The 17,052-nt window shown below is 57.5% G+C and carries 17 protein-coding genes and 3 pseudogenes; 9 read left to right on the top strand and 11 right to left on the bottom strand.

The genetic code is table 11. The features are described from left to right. Positions 1-50 precede the first annotated feature (50 nt). Entirely contained in the window at positions 51-1,697 is a 1,647-nt protein-coding gene (gene mqo / locus HCF10_RS18515; RefSeq protein WP_131698966.1) for a malate dehydrogenase (quinone), read from the bottom strand. A 493-nt stretch (positions 1,698-2,190) separates the two neighbouring features. On the opposite strand from mqo, the gene HCF10_RS18510 reads away from it, so the two are divergent. Together HCF10_RS18510 and HCF10_RS18505 are read left to right on the top strand one after the other, a co-directional pair. After that, positions 2,191-3,378, top strand: coding sequence for an MFS transporter (locus HCF10_RS18510; protein WP_167656122.1), 1,188 nt, complete (start codon positions 2,191-2,193; stop codon positions 3,376-3,378). Positions 3,379-3,537: 159 nt separating this feature from the next. Then, positions 3,538-4,377, top strand: a complete 840-nt coding sequence (locus HCF10_RS18505; protein ID WP_131698964.1) for a lipopolysaccharide kinase InaA family protein — start codon at positions 3,538-3,540, stop codon at positions 4,375-4,377. A gap of 56 nt (positions 4,378-4,433) precedes the next feature. Here HCF10_RS18505 and HCF10_RS31475 read toward each other — a convergent pair whose 3' ends face one another. After that, positions 4,434-4,655 carry a hypothetical protein gene (locus tag HCF10_RS31475; RefSeq protein WP_167656121.1) on the bottom strand — a complete coding sequence of 74 codons (222 nt, stop codon included), beginning with the start codon at positions 4,653-4,655 and terminating at the stop codon, positions 4,434-4,436. 196 nt (positions 4,656-4,851) lie between these two features. On the opposite strand from HCF10_RS31475, the gene HCF10_RS18495 reads away from it, so the two are divergent. Beyond that, positions 4,852-5,604, top strand: coding sequence for a metallophosphoesterase (locus HCF10_RS18495; RefSeq protein ID WP_167656120.1), 753 nt, complete (start codon positions 4,852-4,854; stop codon positions 5,602-5,604). 248 nt (positions 5,605-5,852) lie between these two features. On the opposite strand, the gene HCF10_RS18490 is transcribed toward HCF10_RS18495, so the two are convergent. The 3 genes and pseudogenes from HCF10_RS18490 to HCF10_RS32060 form a co-directional block, all read right to left on the bottom strand. Beyond that, on the bottom strand, positions 5,853-6,101 hold the full coding sequence (locus tag HCF10_RS18490) for a CsbD family protein (protein WP_167656119.1): 249 nt from the start codon (positions 6,099-6,101) through the stop codon (positions 5,853-5,855). Between the two features lie 336 nt (positions 6,102-6,437). After that, positions 6,438-6,959 (bottom strand): annotated as a pseudogene (locus HCF10_RS32065) (methyl-accepting chemotaxis protein); the annotation flags it as partial. A 609-nt stretch (positions 6,960-7,568) separates the two neighbouring features. Further along, positions 7,569-8,078: pseudogene (locus HCF10_RS32060) on the bottom strand (MCP four helix bundle domain-containing protein); the annotation flags it as partial. A 306-nt stretch (positions 8,079-8,384) separates the two neighbouring features. Here HCF10_RS32060 and HCF10_RS18480 point away from each other — a divergent pair. After that, a complete protein-coding gene (locus HCF10_RS18480) occupies positions 8,385-8,525 on the top strand; it encodes a DUF2256 domain-containing protein (protein WP_082340960.1) in 141 nt (46 codons plus the stop codon). Between the two features lie 55 nt (positions 8,526-8,580). Here the strand turns inward: HCF10_RS18480 and HCF10_RS32055 are convergent. Next, positions 8,581-8,691: pseudogene (locus tag HCF10_RS32055) on the bottom strand (DUF6124 family protein); the annotation flags it as partial. Positions 8,692-8,961: 270 nt separating this feature from the next. Here HCF10_RS32055 and dusA point away from each other — a divergent pair. Together dusA and tal are read left to right on the top strand one after the other, a co-directional pair. After that, positions 8,962-9,948, top strand: coding sequence for a tRNA dihydrouridine(20/20a) synthase DusA (dusA, locus tag HCF10_RS18475; RefSeq protein WP_145334833.1), 987 nt, complete (start codon positions 8,962-8,964; stop codon positions 9,946-9,948). 308 nt (positions 9,949-10,256) lie between these two features. Next, positions 10,257-11,183: a transaldolase gene (gene tal, locus HCF10_RS18470; protein ID WP_053136503.1), complete on the top strand. Its 927-nt coding sequence runs from the start codon at positions 10,257-10,259 to the stop codon at positions 11,181-11,183. Between the two features lie 189 nt (positions 11,184-11,372). Here tal and rssC read toward each other — a convergent pair whose 3' ends face one another. Together rssC and rssB are read right to left on the bottom strand one after the other, a co-directional pair. After that, complete coding sequence (gene rssC, locus HCF10_RS18465) at positions 11,373-11,855, bottom strand: anti-sigma factor antagonist RssC (RefSeq protein ID WP_003172602.1); 483 nt, start codon at positions 11,853-11,855, stop codon at positions 11,373-11,375. Next, a complete protein-coding gene (gene rssB / locus HCF10_RS18460) occupies positions 11,855-13,036 on the bottom strand; it encodes a two-component system response regulator RssB (RefSeq protein ID WP_131698958.1) in 1,182 nt (393 codons plus the stop codon). Before rssB ends, rssC begins: the two co-directional genes overlap by 1 nt. A 276-nt stretch (positions 13,037-13,312) precedes the next feature. Here rssB and HCF10_RS18455 point away from each other — a divergent pair, with 276 nt between their 5' ends. Then, positions 13,313-13,609, top strand: coding sequence for a PilZ domain-containing protein (locus tag HCF10_RS18455; RefSeq protein WP_167656117.1), 297 nt, complete (start codon positions 13,313-13,315; stop codon positions 13,607-13,609). Between the two features lie 61 nt (positions 13,610-13,670). Here HCF10_RS18455 and HCF10_RS18450 read toward each other — a convergent pair whose 3' ends face one another. Beyond that, positions 13,671-14,360, bottom strand: a complete 690-nt coding sequence (locus HCF10_RS18450) for an MlaA family lipoprotein (protein WP_027604219.1) — start codon at positions 14,358-14,360, stop codon at positions 13,671-13,673. Positions 14,361-14,555: 195 nt separating this feature from the next. On the opposite strand from HCF10_RS18450, the gene HCF10_RS18445 reads away from it, so the two are divergent. Together HCF10_RS18445 and HCF10_RS18440 are read left to right on the top strand one after the other, a co-directional pair. Beyond that, positions 14,556-15,164: an HAD family phosphatase gene (locus HCF10_RS18445; protein ID WP_131698955.1), complete on the top strand. Its 609-nt coding sequence runs from the start codon at positions 14,556-14,558 to the stop codon at positions 15,162-15,164. Between the two features lie 110 nt (positions 15,165-15,274). Next, complete coding sequence (locus HCF10_RS18440; protein ID WP_065928147.1) at positions 15,275-15,541, top strand: DUF4404 family protein; 267 nt, start codon at positions 15,275-15,277, stop codon at positions 15,539-15,541. 63 nt (positions 15,542-15,604) lie between these two features. Here the strand turns inward: HCF10_RS18440 and queF are convergent, their stop codons facing one another. Both queF and copI read right to left on the bottom strand, forming a co-directional pair. Beyond that, on the bottom strand, positions 15,605-16,435 hold the full coding sequence (gene queF / locus HCF10_RS18435; protein ID WP_131698954.1) for an NADPH-dependent 7-cyano-7-deazaguanine reductase QueF: 831 nt from the start codon (positions 16,433-16,435) through the stop codon (positions 15,605-15,607). Between the two features lie 66 nt (positions 16,436-16,501). Next, positions 16,502-17,023 carry a copper-resistant cuproprotein CopI gene (gene copI, locus HCF10_RS18430; protein ID WP_131698953.1) on the bottom strand — a complete coding sequence of 174 codons (522 nt, stop codon included), beginning with the start codon at positions 17,021-17,023 and terminating at the stop codon, positions 16,502-16,504. Positions 17,024-17,052 lie beyond the last annotated feature (29 nt).

Raw genomic sequence — 17,052 nt, 5'->3', positions numbered from 1 at the left:
GCGGGCTTTTTGTTAGCGGTAAGGTCCTGACTCAGGGCCTCGCCAGCAGCTTACAGCGCCAGGTCAGACGCCGGCTTGCTCGGCTCAGCCGCAGGCTTGGCGGCCTCGGTGGCCTTAGGAGCAGCCTGTTGCGGAATCGCGGGCGGTGCAGGCAGTTGCAGGATATTGGCGGTGTAGGCCCATTCCTTGGCAACAGCCTCAGGACTGTCGTTCAGCTTGGTGCCGTAGCTCGGTACGATCTGGTGCAGTTTTGCCTGCCACTCAGGGGTCGCGACCTTGTCCTTGAACACTTTCTGCAGCACGGTCAGCATGATCGGAGCCGCGGTGGACGCGCCTGGCGATGCACCCAACAGGCCTGCAATGGTGTTGTCGGCGGAGCTGACCACTTCGGTACCGAGTTTCAGGACGCCGCCCTGTTCTTCGTCACGCTTGATGATCTGCACGCGCTGACCGGCTTGCCACAGGCGCCAGTCGGATTGCTTGGCGTTCGGGAAGTACTCTTGCAGCGCCTTGAAGCGGTCGTCATCCGACAGCATCAGTTGGCCGGCGAGGTACTCGACCAGTGGGTATTCACGAATACCGACTTTGGTCATTGGCCAGATGTTGTGGGTGGTGGTGCTGGTCAGCAGGTCCAGGTACGAGCCTTCTTTCAGGAACTTGGTCGAGAAGGTGGCGAATGGGCCAAACAGAATCACGCGCTTGCCATCCAGCACGCGGGTGTCCAGGTGCGGAACCGACATCGGTGGCGCGCCAACCGAAGCCTTGCCGTAGGCCTTGGCCAGGTGCTGCTCGGCGACGGTTGGGTTATCGGTCACCAGGAACGAGCCGCCGACCGGGAAGCCTGCGTATTCCTTGGCCTCAGGAATGCCCGACTTTTGCAGCAGGTGCAGTGCACCGCCGCCGGCGCCGATGAACACGAACTTGGCGTCGGTTTCAGTCTTGGTGCCGTCTTTCAGGTTTTTGTAGCTGACACGCCACGAGCCGTCGGCGTTCTTGGTGATGTCCTGCACTTCGCTCGACAGTTTCAGGTCGAACTTAGGCGTGGTTTGCAGGTGAGCGACGAACTGGCGGGTAATCTCGCCGAAGTTCATGTCGGTACCCAGCGGGCTCCAGGTAGCCGCGATTTTCTGGTTCGGGTCACGCCCTTCCATCATCAGCGGAACCCATTTGGCGATCTGCGCCGGGTCTTCGGAGTACTGCATGCCGGCAAACAGCGGGCTCGCTTGCAGGGCTTCGTAGCGCTTCTTGAGGAACTTGATGTTGTCATCGCCCCACACAAAACTCATGTGCGGTGTGGCGTTGATGAACGAACGCGGGTTCTTCAGCACACCCTGCTGGACCTGCCAGGACCAGAACTGACGGGAGATCTGGAACGCTTCGTTGATCTCGACCGCTTTCGGGATCTCAACGTTGCCGTTCTTGTCTTCCGGGGTGTAGTTCAACTCAGCCAGGGCCGAGTGACCGGTACCGGCGTTGTTCCAGCCGTTGGAGCTTTCTTCGGCGACGCCGTCGAGACGCTCGACCATTTCCATCGACCAGCCCGGCTCCAGTTCGTTAAGCCAGACACCCAGGGTTGCACTCATGATGCCGCCGCCGATCAGCAGCACATCGACTTTCTTTGCCTCTTCCGCGTGAACGGACGTGATCCCCATCGACAAAGCCAGCCCCAGCAGGGCAGTGTTTACTTTTTTAAACATCAGTAGCACCTATGATAAAACGCCATCCGCCCCACCGCCCCTGATCATGGGCAACCCTCAATCACGCTGCGCCAGGCAACGCACCGCGGGGTTTGCACAGTCACTCGGGGACCGCAGGGTGGGCACACAAGGCCGACGTATCGACCTCACTTTTATGTCCCTTCTGCGCTGACTTCTTATCATTATTGGCTTCAGCTACTTGGGCGACAGCCAACCGCCGGGACGTATACGGATGTACGTACCGAGGAAAGACTAGACCAAGACGGCGCGCAGAATATCACGCTAAACGGCGTTTATGCGTCGTTTGGCCAATTGACAGTTCTAAATCGCGGGTTTTAACGCGCGGATGTCAAGCGTGGCAAGCGTGACGTGGGGTCACAGGGTGTTTAATGAAACTGAACTCTGCCAAAAAAGGCTGTTCTAGACACCTTCGTCGCTGCTTGCGTAGCATCGGCGGCTTTCCCCCGTATCACCCTTCAACACAGAGCGATCCATGTCTATCCACCAAACTCCCGGGCATGTGCTGCCCGCGCGCAGCGCCGCAAAAATGGAAGCTGCCATGGCCGTGGGCGCTTTCGCTATCGGTACCGGCGAATTCGCCATCATGGGTTTGATGCCCGACATCGCCCAGAACCTAAGTTTAAGCGAACCCCAAGTCGGCCACGCCATCAGCGCCTATGCATTGGGCGTGATGGTCGGCGCCCCACTGCTGGCCATCCTCGGCGCCAAGCTGCTGCGCAAACATATGCTGCTGTTGCTGATGGGCCTGTATGCCCTGGGCAACCTCGCCACCGCCTTCACCCCGACCTTCGGCTCACTGATGGCGTTCCGCTTTATCAGCGGCCTGCCCCACGGCGCCTACTTCGGCATTGCCGCGGTGGTCGCCTCGAGCATGGTGCCCAACGACAAACGCGCCGGCGCCGTGGCGCGGGTGATGATGGGCCTGACCCTCGCAATGCTGCTCGGCAACCCCATCGCCACCTTCCTCGGCCAGCACTTGGGCTGGCGCTCGGCGTTTGCACTGGTGAGCGTGATCGCCCTGTGCACCATCGCCCTGGTCTGGCAATTCGTGCCCCATCGCCACGACGAACAACGCAGCGACCCACGCAAGGAACTGCGCGCCTTCACCAAACCCCAGGTGTGGATGGCCCTGTCGATTGGTGCCATCGGTTTTGCCGGCATGTTCTGCGTGTTCAGCTACCTGGCGCCGACCATGCTGGAAGTGACCAAAGTGTCGCCGCAGTGGATTCCATTTGGTCTGGCAGCGTTTGGCGTGGGCGGGATTATCGGCAACATCGCCGGCGGCAAGCTGTTTGATCGCATGCAGTTTCGCGCGGTGGGTTGGATTCTGGTGTGGTCGATGGCCGTGTTGCTGTTCTTCCCCCTCGCGGCGTCCTCGCTATGGGGCGTGCTGCTGAGCATGGGTCTGGTGGGCACCATGGTGTCGTTGGCCGCGCCGTTGCAGATCCGTCTGATGGACATCGCCCACGAAGCGCCAAGCCTCGCAGCGGCATCGAACCACGCGGCGTTCAATCTGGCGAACGCACTGGGGCCGTGGTTTGGCGGGATGGCGATTACAGCCGGATACGGCTGGACCAGCACCGGCTACATAGGCGCAGCCACGGCGCTGGCTGGGCTCGGCATCTACTTGATAGCACGGCGAATGCAGGGAGGGCATTAAGCGCCCCGGGCCTGAAAGCACACTTCAATCGTCAGGAACAGCGAATAATCGGTGTAATGGAGACTGTTTCACTTCCGTTCAGCCAAGGTTCAGGTTGGATCCAATAAGCACAAGCTGTAACATGTCCGTCATGTTTATTCCAAATGACAAGGACGTGCTGTGAGCTTTCCTGACACAGGTGTATTGCAGAGTTTTCCGATGACACTCACTCATCGCAACGCGACAATCTTCACCATCGCTCCCACCGACCACAGAACGCAGCAGGCGATTCAGGACCTGATCGACACGCGACACCAACTGACAGACCGCATCAGCGCACCGCTCAAAGGGAAGGAAGCCACCCTGTTCGCCAAATCCCAGCCGCTGGACAGCCTCAGACCCAAATTGCGAGTGACTTTCGGGCGCGCCAAGCGAGACGGTGCGTTTGACTGGCCGGTCGAAGAGGTCATCAACACCCTCGGCGCCCAGAAACGCGGTGCACCGATTGCTGGCTTGTATGGGTTCGGTTACCGAAAGTCAGCGCTTGGCCTGATCCAGGAATTCTTCATCTTTACCGAGATGCTGGAGGGTTACCTTAATGGCCTGGAATGGCTCAAGCAGGAGCGTGACATTCAGAGCCTGATCACCGCGTCGTTCAAACTGTTGCGCTGCCTGCATAGCAAAGGCGTAGTGCACATGGACTTCTGGGCAAACAATGTGATGATCAACCTGGAGCAGCCGACGCACGCCAAGGCCATCGACCTGGAAAACTGCTTTCTCTCGCCAACGGATTACTTGTCCGAGGTGCTGGCGTTTCAATTTGGGTTCTATTATAGGCGGGAGATTTTCCGGTTCATGATCGAAGAGGATTACGACCGGAGGGTGCTGCAAGAACTTGGCAACTACGACGGCGTTGATCGCGCTCGCTTTGACGAAATCTACACGTCAAGCAAACATGAAAACATCAGCCGCCGCGCCAGGCGCGAGATTTTCCATAAAGGGGTTGTGGTAACGGGCTGACTCACCTCCCCCAGCGACAAGGGCGCTTGCCCCGCGGGGCTATATGCGATGCGCCATCAATCATCATGCAACAGCCCCGACCCATACTCCCCATAACGACTCCCCAGCGCACTGCCGCCAAAATTCATCTTCGCGGCCTTGCTGGGGCTGTGGTCCCCAAACGCCTGGCATCCGCCTGAAAAGCAAGGGTCACTGCTCGCGCCGGACGAACCCGATGAGCAAGCACCCAACAGCAACGTGCCAGCAATCATCGCGACTTTGACGAGGTTCGAGATCATTTTTCAGTTCCCTAGGAGCTGGAGGCGCGGGGGGCCTCTCTTGAGCAAGATCGTAGACCTCAACGGTGTAGGGAATTATGAAACTTTGCTGGCTGTCAGGGAGGGTTCAGGTTGCCGCCTTGGCGGGGATGCCAGGTTTTCGGAGGCGTTGGCAATGATATAGTCCGTCAATGTCCACCCCATCGAAGCCCTGAACATGTACACCATCGAAGTATTTGAATCCAACCCAAAGGGCCGCGACTTCGTGGTGGGTGATATTCACGGGCATTTCAAGCTACTCGCGTCACTCATGAAAAAAGTAAACTTCAACACACTACAGGATCGCTTGTTTTGTGTGGGCGACCTTATTGATAGAGGCCCTGACTCTATAGACGTATTGAAGTGGCTCAGCGAACCCTGGTTTTACGGCGTACGCGGTAACCACGAACAGATGCTTCTTGATTGCCTCTGCGGTCGTGGCGACATCAACAGGCACACACGAAACGGCGGAGCGTGGCTTTACGCGCTGTCGCCCAGTGTCCAGACCGAGATTTACAACGTACTGCAAACGCTCCCAGTAATGATTGAGATCGGCTTATCGGATGGTCGAAAAATCGGCATCGTCCATGCTGAAGCGTTTCTTTCATGTGCAACCCATAGTTGGCAAGACGCCAAAGACGCTATCAGTGGAGTGCGAGGGGAAACCACGCAACAACTAGCGTTGAAAACCGCACTCTATGCCAGGGAAAAAATAGAGCAGCAAAACCAGGCAGCGATCATAGGTTTGGATAGGTTATATGTGGGCCACTCGACAGTCCCTCATGTGCATGCATTGGGCAATGTCGTTTATATCGATACGGGTTGTTCTTTTTCGGACGGCGCGTTGAGTTTGATAGAGATGGAAAGTGGAGAGGTTGCGCATGTGAGCATGCATTCATTGCATGACTCTCTCGGGGTCAGCTCGCAGTAGTCACTTGAACGTGAGCAAATATTTCCCTAAGGGATTATGACTCTATGCTGGGGACAGCCCCTCCAGTGTCCATTTCCACGAGCTAAGTGGCCCAATAGTCTCGTAGTAATTCAGACGCGGTGCGCGGATGGAATTGAGTCGTGCATACCTGCCCGCGCCCCAGAAGCCCACTGATGGAAAAATCTAGGGGGCGGGGGTGAATAAACGCAAAAGGGAACGCCCCTGTCGGAACGTCCCTTCTTCCTCACTCAGCGACGAAAAAGACGGTCTAGAACCAACAGGGCAACTGCACCAATCGCGATTGCCGCAACTGGTTTTTCTTTAACGAATGTAGATACGCTGTCCAGTGCGTCGCCATAGGCTTGTGTCAGCTGTCCAGCTGCTTGCCGACCAGCACCTTCAGCTTCCAGCTTCGAATCACCAAACAGTTTCCCAACTGCGCTCTGCGCTTTGCCGGCAACCTTTTCAACAACACCTTCTACCTGTTCGCTCTTCATGATTCACCAAACCTTCGTGTGTGATTGAGTAACCCAGAATAAACCTGGGCTTGAGGCAACCTTCACGGCATTAGGGAGACTCTGGTAATGATTAGTTCAAAGTTGATGAGGCTCACAGGTGGCCAGCTATCATTAACTCGAAAACTTGAAGGAAACAGCCCCCGCTGACGGCATGCAGACGCCCTCAGCAAGACTCCATGTAGCAGCCCCATTAAGATAAGTTGGCATGTTCTGTCTTACTTCGACCGAGAATCCTGCGTGGCCAGTTAAACTTCTGAGTAGCCCAGCAGTCGCGCATAGACGTCAGTGCAGCAGTGAAAAGCTGTCCTGAATCCACTAAGCCGCAGAGAAGAACGCCACTTTAGCGGTAAGACGATCCGCCAAACCTGATAGCTCGATGCTAGCTGCCGCCACTTGGCGCGCGCCGTTGGCAGACTCAACAGTCGAACCATGAATGCGGTTGATATTTTCAGCGACCTCATCGGTCACGCTACTCTGCTGCACGGAGGCGCTCGCGATCTGGGCGTTCATATGACTGATTGCGGCAACCTGCTCGCTGATCCTTGCCAATGCATGCTGCGCACTGCGGGTTTGTGTGACCGTTTGGCTCGCTAGCTCGCAACTATCGCGCATAGTTTGGGATGCCGTTTCGGTACCCGATTGCAGCGTACTGATCATCTCCCGAATTTCCTCGGTCGACTGCTGTGTACGATTGGCCAAAGAACGTACTTCGTCAGCTACCACCGCAAACCCACGCCCGTGCTCCCCAGCTCTCGCTGCCTCAATGGCAGCGTTCAAGGCAAGCAAATTGGTTTGCGAGGCGATAGCGTTGATGACGTCGATCACTGACGCGATATTTTCACTGTGTTTGGACACCTGGTTCACGGTAGCAGTGGTTTGCTCAAGCGTTACTGCCAACTGTTCAATGGCAAGCGTGGTACTTGCAACCAGCTTGTTCCCACTTCCCACTTCAGTATCAGCCAACCGGGAGGCGTCAGCTGCCTGCGCGGCATATCCAGATACTTCATTAACCGTCGCCGCCATTTGCATTATGGCTGCGGCCACCTGCTCGGCTTCGCGGGTTTGTAAGCTGGTCTGCTCATTGTTAGCCGATGATGCGGCAGACAACTGGGTGGAGGAGTGATTGACCTCTTGGGCCGCCTTACGTACTTGCTGAATAGTCTCTCCGAGATGGCCTAGCGCGTTTTTCAGGACGCCCATCACACTGCCGGGATAATCTGTGGAAATCGTCTGATTCAGATCACCAGCTGCCAGTCGCTCGATGGCCAATGCAACGTCTGTGGGCTCAGCACCCAGCGTGGATTTAACGAAGTGAATAATTACAGCCGACAACGTGATGCTCAGCAGCAAAGCAATACCTGTCGCTATAAGCATCAGCGTACTGAACTGACTGGCGGTTGCCTGCACTGCGCCCAGCTTTGCCTTGATTGATGCTTCCTCGTAGTCGATCAGTGCATTGACGCGTTTCAGCCACTCACTGTAATCCAAAGACGTTTGACGCATCAGCAGCGCCTGAGCTCCAGGTATGTCACCCGCTTGGCGCAGGGAGATTACCGCCCTGGTGGAGTTAAGGGTTTGTTGTTCGATGTCCTTGATAGCGCTCAGTAATCGAACCTCCTCGCCTGTTACGCTTGCGCCCTTGAACAACTGATCCATTGGAGCCGCCGAGTCGGAGTAGGCCTTTTCCAAGGCTGTGACCTCCGATAAGTGTTTTGCCAAATCCGTATCAGTCGTCACCAGCACAGCATCCCGAATAGCGATGGCTCGGTTATGGACACTGCCTCGAAAATTGATTGCGTAGCGCTGCACCTTGGCGGCATTTTCGCTGACGTCTTCCAAGGTGGAGTCAATGAACGCAACGCGGTGAATGCCGATGGCGGTTATCAACATGAGCAGCGCCAGGATGGCTGCGAAACTAAGCCCTATGCGTGTGGCCAACGACAGCGTTTTCTTCATGGCTAGCTCGAAAATATGACCTGTACAGGCCTTTGTTGATTTGGAAGAAGCGAACGGTACTACCAGCCCATTACGCTTGATGCCTTGACGATACGTCGACGCAGAAAGGTCATCCAGTTAGCAATACGCACCGCCATGATAGCGTATAGCTATCATCATGATGCGTATGTTCTGCAGTGGGCCTCGCGATTTACTTAGAGCATTTTTGCGCGGCTATGGCAGTAGGAGCTAATGAGGGAGGTCGCAAAGCCAACGGTCATTAGATCGCCACGTGGGTACCCGCAAGGCAGTTGAAGGTGAACAATTTTGAAAAAGAGTGAGCTTCCAGTAAAAACCTGCCTTACCTGCGGCCTTCCCTTCACTTGGAGGAAGAAATGGGCGCGCTGCTGGGAGGAGGTTCGTTATTGCTCTGAACGCTGCCGACGCAGTAAGCCTGCTAACTGCTGAGCCAAAAAGGGGGTCAGGTTGCCGCCTTCTTGGGGTAAGGCGGCAGGGTCGGGTGTCAGGCTGTGGCCTTGCTGGACGTCGCTTCGACTTGCTCTTGAGCTCGGTCGACAAGCAGAGAGCTCAACTCGATCAGTTGCTGAATGCCCAAAGCGATGGAGCGCTGGGATGCCGCCCAAGCAGACGAGAACAGAAGCGCCGCGTCTCATTTCAGAATCATTGAGGTGAAGCGCCTACGCTTCCGCCTGGAAAAAGGGCGCAGCACGTAATCGACACCGACTACGATATACCGCGCAATGACCACCTTCAGATCCTCAGAGACGAATTTCACATGCCACAATTACCCGCATACACTTCGGGCGCATGCCACGCCTCCCCTACACCCATGATGCATCCCTGATAAACTGCCCACCATTCGCCTCGTTGACTCAGATTCCCAATGCCCCCACAAACCGCTCCCCTCTCCCGCCGCTTTTCCGTCGCACCGATGATGGATTGGACCGACCGCCACTGCCGGTTCTTCCTGCGCCTGCTCTCCAAGCACGCTCTGCTCTACACCGAGATGGTCACCACCGGCGCGATCCTCCATGGCGACCACGACCGTTTCCTGCGCCATAACGAAGCCGAGCACCCTTTGGCGCTCCAGCTCGGTGGCAGTGTCCCCGCGGACCTGGCCGCCTGTGCCCGTATGGCCGAAGCCGCCGGTTACGACGAGGTGAACCTGAACGTCGGCTGCCCGAGCGACCGGGTGCAGAACAACATGATCGGCGCGATCCTGATGGCTCACCCGGTCCTGGTGGCCGATTGCGTGAAGGCGATGCGTGATGCAGTGTCGATTCCGGTGACGGTGAAGCACCGTATCGGGATCAATGGTCGGGATAGTTACGCCGAGCTGTGTGATTTCGTCGGGACGGTGAAGGACGCCGGCTGCACCAGTTTTACCGTGCATGCGCGGATTGCGATTCTTGAGGGCTTGTCACCGAAGGAAAACCGCGACATTCCGCCGTTGCGTTATGACGTGGCGGCACAGTTGAAGCGGGACTTCCCCGAGCTGGAAATTGTGCTCAACGGAGGGATCAAGACGCTGGAGCAGTGCCATGAGCATTTGCAGACGTTTGACGGGGTGATGCTGGGCCGGGAGGCTTATCACAATCCGTATCTGCTGGCGGAGGTGGATCAGCAGTTGTTTGGCAGTGAAGCGCCGGTGATCAGCCGAGCTGAGGCGTTGGCGCAGTTGCGGCCTTATATTGCTGAGCATTTGGCGACTGGCGGGACGATGCATCACATTACGCGGCATGTGTTGGGGTTGGGCACCGGTTTCCCTGGGGCGCGCAGATTCAGGCAGTTGTTGTCGGTGGATATTCATAAGGCTGCGGATCCGTTGGCATTGCTGGATCAGGCTGGAGCTTTGTTGGAAGGGCGTTGATTGGATAGCTTGCAGGGGGTCAGTTGGTTATTGGATGAGCTGACATACTGCCATCGGTAGCAAGCTCCCTCCCACATTTGGTGCGGTGTGTGTCAGGGAAGGCCTCAGTTGGCATGAAGGCGTTATCCTACATCGGGCAGTTGGGTTGAACCTGTCGGCCGTTCTGGCCTCCTATTCAGCAGTACGGCCGGGCATTCAAACGGCTGTTTTCAGGTTGTTGCCCTCGCAAACGATCGAACGCATTTGCGCCCTTGAGCGCCTGTCGGCGCTCGGGTAATGTCATCAGACCCATAGGACAGAGCACGCCCATGACTTCCAAGCTGGAACAACTCAAGCAATTCACCACTGTCGTAGCCGATACCGGCGATTTTTCTACCCTCGCCAAGCTCAAGCCTCAAGACGCCACTACCAACCCTTCCCTGCTGCTCAAGGCCGCGTCGATTCCGGGCTATGCCAAGCTGCTGGATGAGTGTGTGCAGGACTGCAACGGCGATGTCGGCCTGGCCAGCGACCGTTTCGCGGTGGCGGTGGGTCAAGAGATCCTTAAAGTAGTACCAGGGCGCATCTCCACCGAGGTGGACGCCCGTCTGTCGTTCGACACCGACGCCGTACTCAAGCGTGCGCACCGTCTGATCGACCTGTACGACAAAGCTGGGGTTAGCCGTGACCGCGTGCTGATCAAGATCGCGTCCACCTGGGAAGGCATCCGCGCGGCGGAGAAGCTGGAAAAAGAAGGCATCCAGACCAACCTGACCCTGCTGTTCTCGTTTGCCCAGGCTGTGGCGTGCGCAGAAGCCGGCGTGTTCCTGATTTCACCGTTCGTAGGCCGTATCTACGACTGGTACAAGAAAGCCAATGGCAACGACTACACCGGCGCTGATGATCCGGGCGTGCAGTCGGTGACGCGCATCTACAACTACTACAAGGCTAATGGCTACAAGACCGTGGTGATGGGTGCGAGTTTCCGTAACCTGAGCCAGATTGAAGAGCTGGCCGGCTGTGATCGCCTGACCATCAGCCCGGACCTGCTGGAGAAGCTGGCGGCGGATGAAGGCAAGCTGGAGCGCAAGTTGTCGCCAGGGCATGCCGGGGAAGCGCGGGTGCATCTGACTGAAGCGCAGTTCCGTTGGGAGTCCAACGAGGATGCGATGGCGACTGAGAAGCTGGCAGAGGGGATTCGTCAGTTTGCTCGGGACCAGGAGAAGCTTGAGGCACTGTTGTCCGCCAAGCTGTAAACGGCGGAGGCGGCAAAAAGGGCGGTACCTGTGAGGGTACCGCCCTTTTTTTGTCTCAAGCCGATCTCAGTTCAACTGTGGGAGGGGGCTTGCTCCCGATAGCGGTGAGTCCGTTATGAATGTGCTGACTGACACGGCGCTATCGGGGGCAAGCCCCCTCCCACAATTGGCATGTGTTCGACAGACGGATCAGTGACGCTCGAGGGCGTTGACGAGGTCGTGGAAAGCTTCGCGGTTGGACTCGTTGAGGCCCATCAGGATCTTGTGCGCTTCCAGCACCTTGACCCGTACGACTTCCTCGGACTGGTCCTGAGACGGCAGGTCGGTGAGGCACTCCGGGCACGGAATCGGGCGATCAACGATGTTGAACACTTGGTCGAAGCCCATGGACTGCAACAGACGGGTGATGTCTTCGTGGGTGGTGACGACGGTCGGCAGCAGGCCAACCTTCTGCCGAGACAGAATGGACAACTTGGCCAACAGCCCAAGGGTGGTGCTATCGATGCTGCGGGTTTCGGTCAGATCGATCACGATCGCCGAGAAATTCAACGCCGTGAAAATCCGCTCAATCGTCGCATCCAGCGCCGAACACAAGGTCAGGCGCACTTCACCGACAAACTTCAGGACGAAGGTCCCGTCTTGCTCGGCGAATTGGATTCTTCCGGTACTCATCAAAGATTCCTGCTCAACACCAATAGGGCGATATCATCCGGCATCTCCCCTAGCGTGGCCAATCCAAAAACCTGCCGCAGGCCATCCAGGCTGCCGCCCGCCGACTTGACCTTTTGGGGCAAGGCGGCTTCTTTCTCTTTGAGTGTAGGCTCTGGAAGAAGGTCCAGGATGCCATCGGACATCAGCGTCAGGCTGAACGTCGGCGGCAGCTCCAGGATGTGGTCTTCATAGGTGGCTTCATTGAACAAACCTACGGGCAGACCACGCCCTTCCAGGTAACGCACACTGTCGGGAGTGTATAAAACAGGCATCGGCAGGTGACCGCCGATGCTGTAGGTCAAAAGACCGGTTTCTTCATCAATCACGCCGCCCACCATCGTCACGTGCTTGCCCAGCTTGCAGCTGATCAGGCCTCGGTTGATGTGGCCCAGCACCTCGGAGGGCGTGAACTCCGGCAAGGTGCCATTGCGCTTGGATTCGAATAACAACCGTGTGGTCATGAACTTCAACAACACGGTGACAAAAGCAGAGGAAGCTCCATGGCCGGAGACATCGGCCAGGTAGAACGCGACACGACGCTCGTCTACGCGGAAATAATCGACAAAATCGCCCGACAGGTACAACGACGGGATGATCTGGTGAGCAAACTGGAATTCGTCGATGCTCCAGGGGCTGACCGGCAGCATGTTCATCTGCACCTGGCGACCGGCGTTCTGGTCTTCCTGGAGCAGGTTAAGGCTGGCTTCGAGTTCGCGGTTGGCGGTTTCGAGCTTTTCGCGGTAGCGCTGGTTCTCTACCAGCAGGCGCGCACGATCCAAGGCGCGGCGCACAGAGTGCTCCAGTACCGCCAGGTCTTCGAGGGGCTTGATCAGGTAGTCGGCAGCGCCCAGACGCAACGCCTCGACGGCATCGTTCATGACGCCCGCACCGGACACGACAATCACCGGCGTCTGCGGGGCAAGCTCAGTCACCTGGCGAATCAGCTCCAGGCCGCCCATCTGGGGCATGCGCAGGTCGCAGATCACGAGGTCGGGCTGGTCGCGCTCGAATACCTGGAGACCCTGTTGGCCATTACTGGCCTGCAGGACGCTGAAGCCACTGTCTTCCAAGTAGGCCGCAAGGCTCGCGCGCACTACTTCGTCGTCATCGATTATCAGCAGCGTGGCACTGGTTTTTTGCATGTGGGCAAACGGCGCCAGAATTAGGTTGGCGTAGGCGGTTCGGCAATGGCCGGACTCACGTACTGGATTCGCTTTCTAGCCTCTCTGTCCTACAACGCAATGGGATTTTTCCCATGCACAACCGTAAAGCAGAGGTGCCCTTCTAAGGCGCAGACGGTACTCCCATCCGCCAGGGGTTTCAAGCTCATGCCGATGGTCGCCGGGCGTCTTTACATCGCAAATCACCCGGAGTTATAAGAACAGCCAAGACCACAACACAAAGTAAGGATGGAACCGATGGGCGAACACGAGCGCGACTACGCCGAAAAACGCGATTTCATCCGCATGCGGGTGGATGCCGAAGTATCGTTGCTCCACGAAGGCCAGGAGTTTTCCGGGGTTTGTGTGGACCTTTCCAGCTCCGGGATGCAGGTGCAGGCACCGCGCCAGTTCACCGTGGGGGACCTGCTCACCGTGCGCATTGATTCAGAGCACGCGGCGCTCAAGGGCCTGGAGGCTGACACGGAAGTGGTCTGGACCAAAACGGCGAGCGACGAGCAACAACTGGGACTTAAGATCCTGAAAATGCGCTGAAACCCGCGCACAAAAAAGGCGACCGCCAAGTCGCCTTTTTTTCATTTCAAAACATCACAGCTTAAAAGTCGTCGACGACCTTGCCGTCCTTGACCTTGAACTCGCGGTTCTGCAGGTAAGCATTACGGATAAAGGTGTACTTGTCGCCGGTGATCAGCTTCTCGCTGTCGAGCAGGCTGGCACGGGTGTCAACGATGTTCAGGCCCATGGTGCTGTTGCGCCAGCCGATATCGTTCATATAGCGGTACGGTTGGGTGTAGCTGTCCACGTATTTGGACGGCGCGTCACGCAAGGTGCTCGGGCCCAGCAGCGGGATCATCACGTAGGGACCGCTGCCCACGCCCCAGTAACCCAGGGTCTGGCCGAAGTCTTCATCACTGCGTTGCAGCCCCATTTTGGTGCCGACGTCGATAAAGCCCAGCACGCCGAATGTGGTATTAACCAGCAAGCGCGCAGTGTCGACCCCGGCATTGTGGGGTTTGAGCTGCAGCACGTTGTTGGCCAGGTTGCCGACATCGCCGATATTGCGGAAGAAGTTGTGGATACCGTCTTCGACAAATTGCGGAGTGATCCACTGATAGCCTTGGGCCAATGGCTTGAGGGCGTAGGTATCAACGGTGTCGTTGAAGGTGAAGATCGGGCGGTTGACGCTTTCCCATGGATCATCTTCCGATGCAGCCTGTGCAGCGAAAGGCGCCAGCAGGACAGTGGCACACACCGACAGCTGAGCGAAGTAGTGGCTCCAGCGCATAGCTTTTGCTCCTTGAATGGTCTGTCATGGGCGCTATGCCCTGAATAAGGCCGTCAGTATATGACGGAAGTGTCCAATTAGGCAGCTTCTAGGAATCGTCCTAACACAAATGGACAATTTTCCTACAATTAACCCGCCTGTCATCTACTTGTCATCCTGCCCCGATAGCGTCACAGCTATTTCAGGGATGTCGACATGCCTCACGCTGAGATAGCCATCGCCAACGCGCCCGCCTTGACTGCCGTTCTGTTTGGCCTGAGTGGTTGCCTGGTGGACTTTGGTTCCCAGGCGCGCACCGATTCACCCTCCCTGCACTCCCAAGCCACACCCGGCGCCCTGAAAATCCTGCGCAGCCTCAAGGAACAAGGCATCCCCTGTGCCTGGCTGGATGAACTGCCGCCTTCGGTGACCACACCACTGGCCGCCGTACTGCCCGGCTGGCTCAAGGCCGCATCCCCCTCATCGATCCGCTGGCCCGCCCCTCATGCGTGCTGGCAAGCCTTGATGGAACTCAACATTGAACGCCTGGAAGGTTGCGTACTGGTCAGCGGCGAACCACGCTTGCTGCAATCGGGGTTGAATGCCGGTTTGTGGACCATTGGCCTGGCGTCCTGTGGTTCGCTGTGCGGCCTGGCGCCTGAGCAGTGGCAGGCGCTGAGCGACAAGGAACGCGAGCACAAGCGCGGCAAAGCCACCGTTGAGCTCTATGGGCTGGGGGTACACTCGGTGATCGATCACCTCGGGGAACTCGGCACCTGCCTGGCCGACATCAGCCTGCGCCAGCTCAAAGGCGAGAAGCCCTGATCAAGATCATGCACAGTCGGCGCCCGTGGATTAATCTACAGGTCACCCCGTAGACCTTTCACGGCGTGCCGTGGTCTATGCCAGTGCCTATCGATAAAAGGAAGAACGTCATGCCTGATCGCAAAAAACTGGAAGAACAGGTCGAGATCCTGCGCGGGCAGCTGGAACAGGAACCCCCGCTGTCGGAAGAAAAACGTGAAGCGCTGCAAGCCTTGATTGCCAAGTTTGAATTGCAACTTGAACTTGAACCGGCCACTCAGACGCCGAGTATTTCCGACGATGTGAGTCAAGCTGCCATAGAGTTCGACGCTGAGCACCCGGTGATTTCCGGGACACTGCGCAATATCATGATCACCTTGGGCAACATGGGGATCTGACCCGAACCCAAGCCAGGCGCAGAACCAAAAGGTAGGAGAGGGCCTGCCCCCTCCCACCTTTGCTTACTGACGGGCCAGGCGCACGTTCTGGAACGCCACATCCTCAGTACTGCGGTAAGGATTGATATCCAACCCACCCCGCCGCACATAGCGCGCATACACCGTCAACTTCTCCGGCTTCAGCAAACGCTGCAGGTCGAGGAAAATGCGCTCCACGCACTGTTCATGGAAATCCGAGTGCTGGCGAAAGCTCACCAGGTATTCCAGCAAACTCCCGTGATCCAACGCCGCACCGCGGTACTCCACCACAACGCTGCCCCAGTCGGGCTGGCTGGTGACCGGGCAGTTGGACTTGAGCAGGTGGCTGTGCACGCTCTCCTCGACAATGCGCGAGTCATCGCAACGCAGCAGCTCCGGGCGTGGGTGTTCGTAGTTGCTCACACTGATATCCAGATCATCAATGCACACGCCCGGCAACGCCATCACGCCTTCGGCCTCAATGTCGGCCAAGCTGCGGATACGCACGGTAACAGGCTTGCCGGCGGCGGCACTGAGGTCGGTACGCAGGGTCGCTTCCAGGCTTTGCACATCGGCAAACGCGGTCTGGTTGAGCGAGTTGAGATACAGCTTGAACGACTTGGACTCGATGATGTTCGGCGAGTCGGCCGGGATGCTGAACTCACCGATGGCCACCACCGGCTTGCCCGACGGCAGCAACCAGGACAACTCGAAGCAATTCCAGAAATCCACGCCCTTGTACGGCAGGGTCTCGGCGCTCAGGCCCAGCTCGGTCCATTTGGCGGCGCGTGGAATCGGGAACAGCAACGAAGGGGTGTAGGTGGAGATGTATTCACTGGACTTGCCCAGCGGCGAATGTTCGGCTGCGGGATGCATGGCGGAAACCTGGCTAAATAAACCGCGCCAGTCTACCAGCCTTTGCCACCGCCCTTAAGAAACGCCTTACTCAACGGTCAGCTTGCCGACCATGCCCGCCTGGTAATGACCGGGGAGGTTGCAGGCAAACTCCAGGCCGGTGGCCTTGGTGAACGTCCAGGTCAGCTCAGCGGTCTTGCCGGGCTCCACCAATACGCTGTTGGGATCGTCGTGCTTCATGCCGCCCATTTCACCGTGGCCCATGGCACTGTGATCCATCTTGCCCATCCCCGTGGAGGTGAGCATGCCACTGGCCTGCATCTGCAACATTTCCTTCTGGTGTTCGGCGTGCATCGCCGCGTCACCGAGGTTGAATTCATGCAACAACTGACCTTTGTTGATCAGTACAAAGCGCACCGTCTCACCGGCCTTGACGTCCAGGGACTTGGGCGAAAAGGAAATATCCTGCAGCGTCACTTCCACAGTACGCGTGGCCTTTTCAGTCGGTGCCGGCTGGCCGAACGCGTAGGTATGGGCCGCATCCGCCATGGCATCGAAACTCAACGCCAACAGGCAGCCCGCCAACAACAGGGGTGTACGCAATGCCATCTCGATTCTCCAAAAAGTGTGCAATCTGC

Origin of the sequence: Pseudomonas sp. B14(2022), from assembly GCF_012030485.1 — a bacterium.
GTDB lineage: Bacteria > Pseudomonadota > Gammaproteobacteria > Pseudomonadales > Pseudomonadaceae > Aquipseudomonas.
This window is presented reverse-complemented; position numbering and strand designations above follow the sequence as displayed.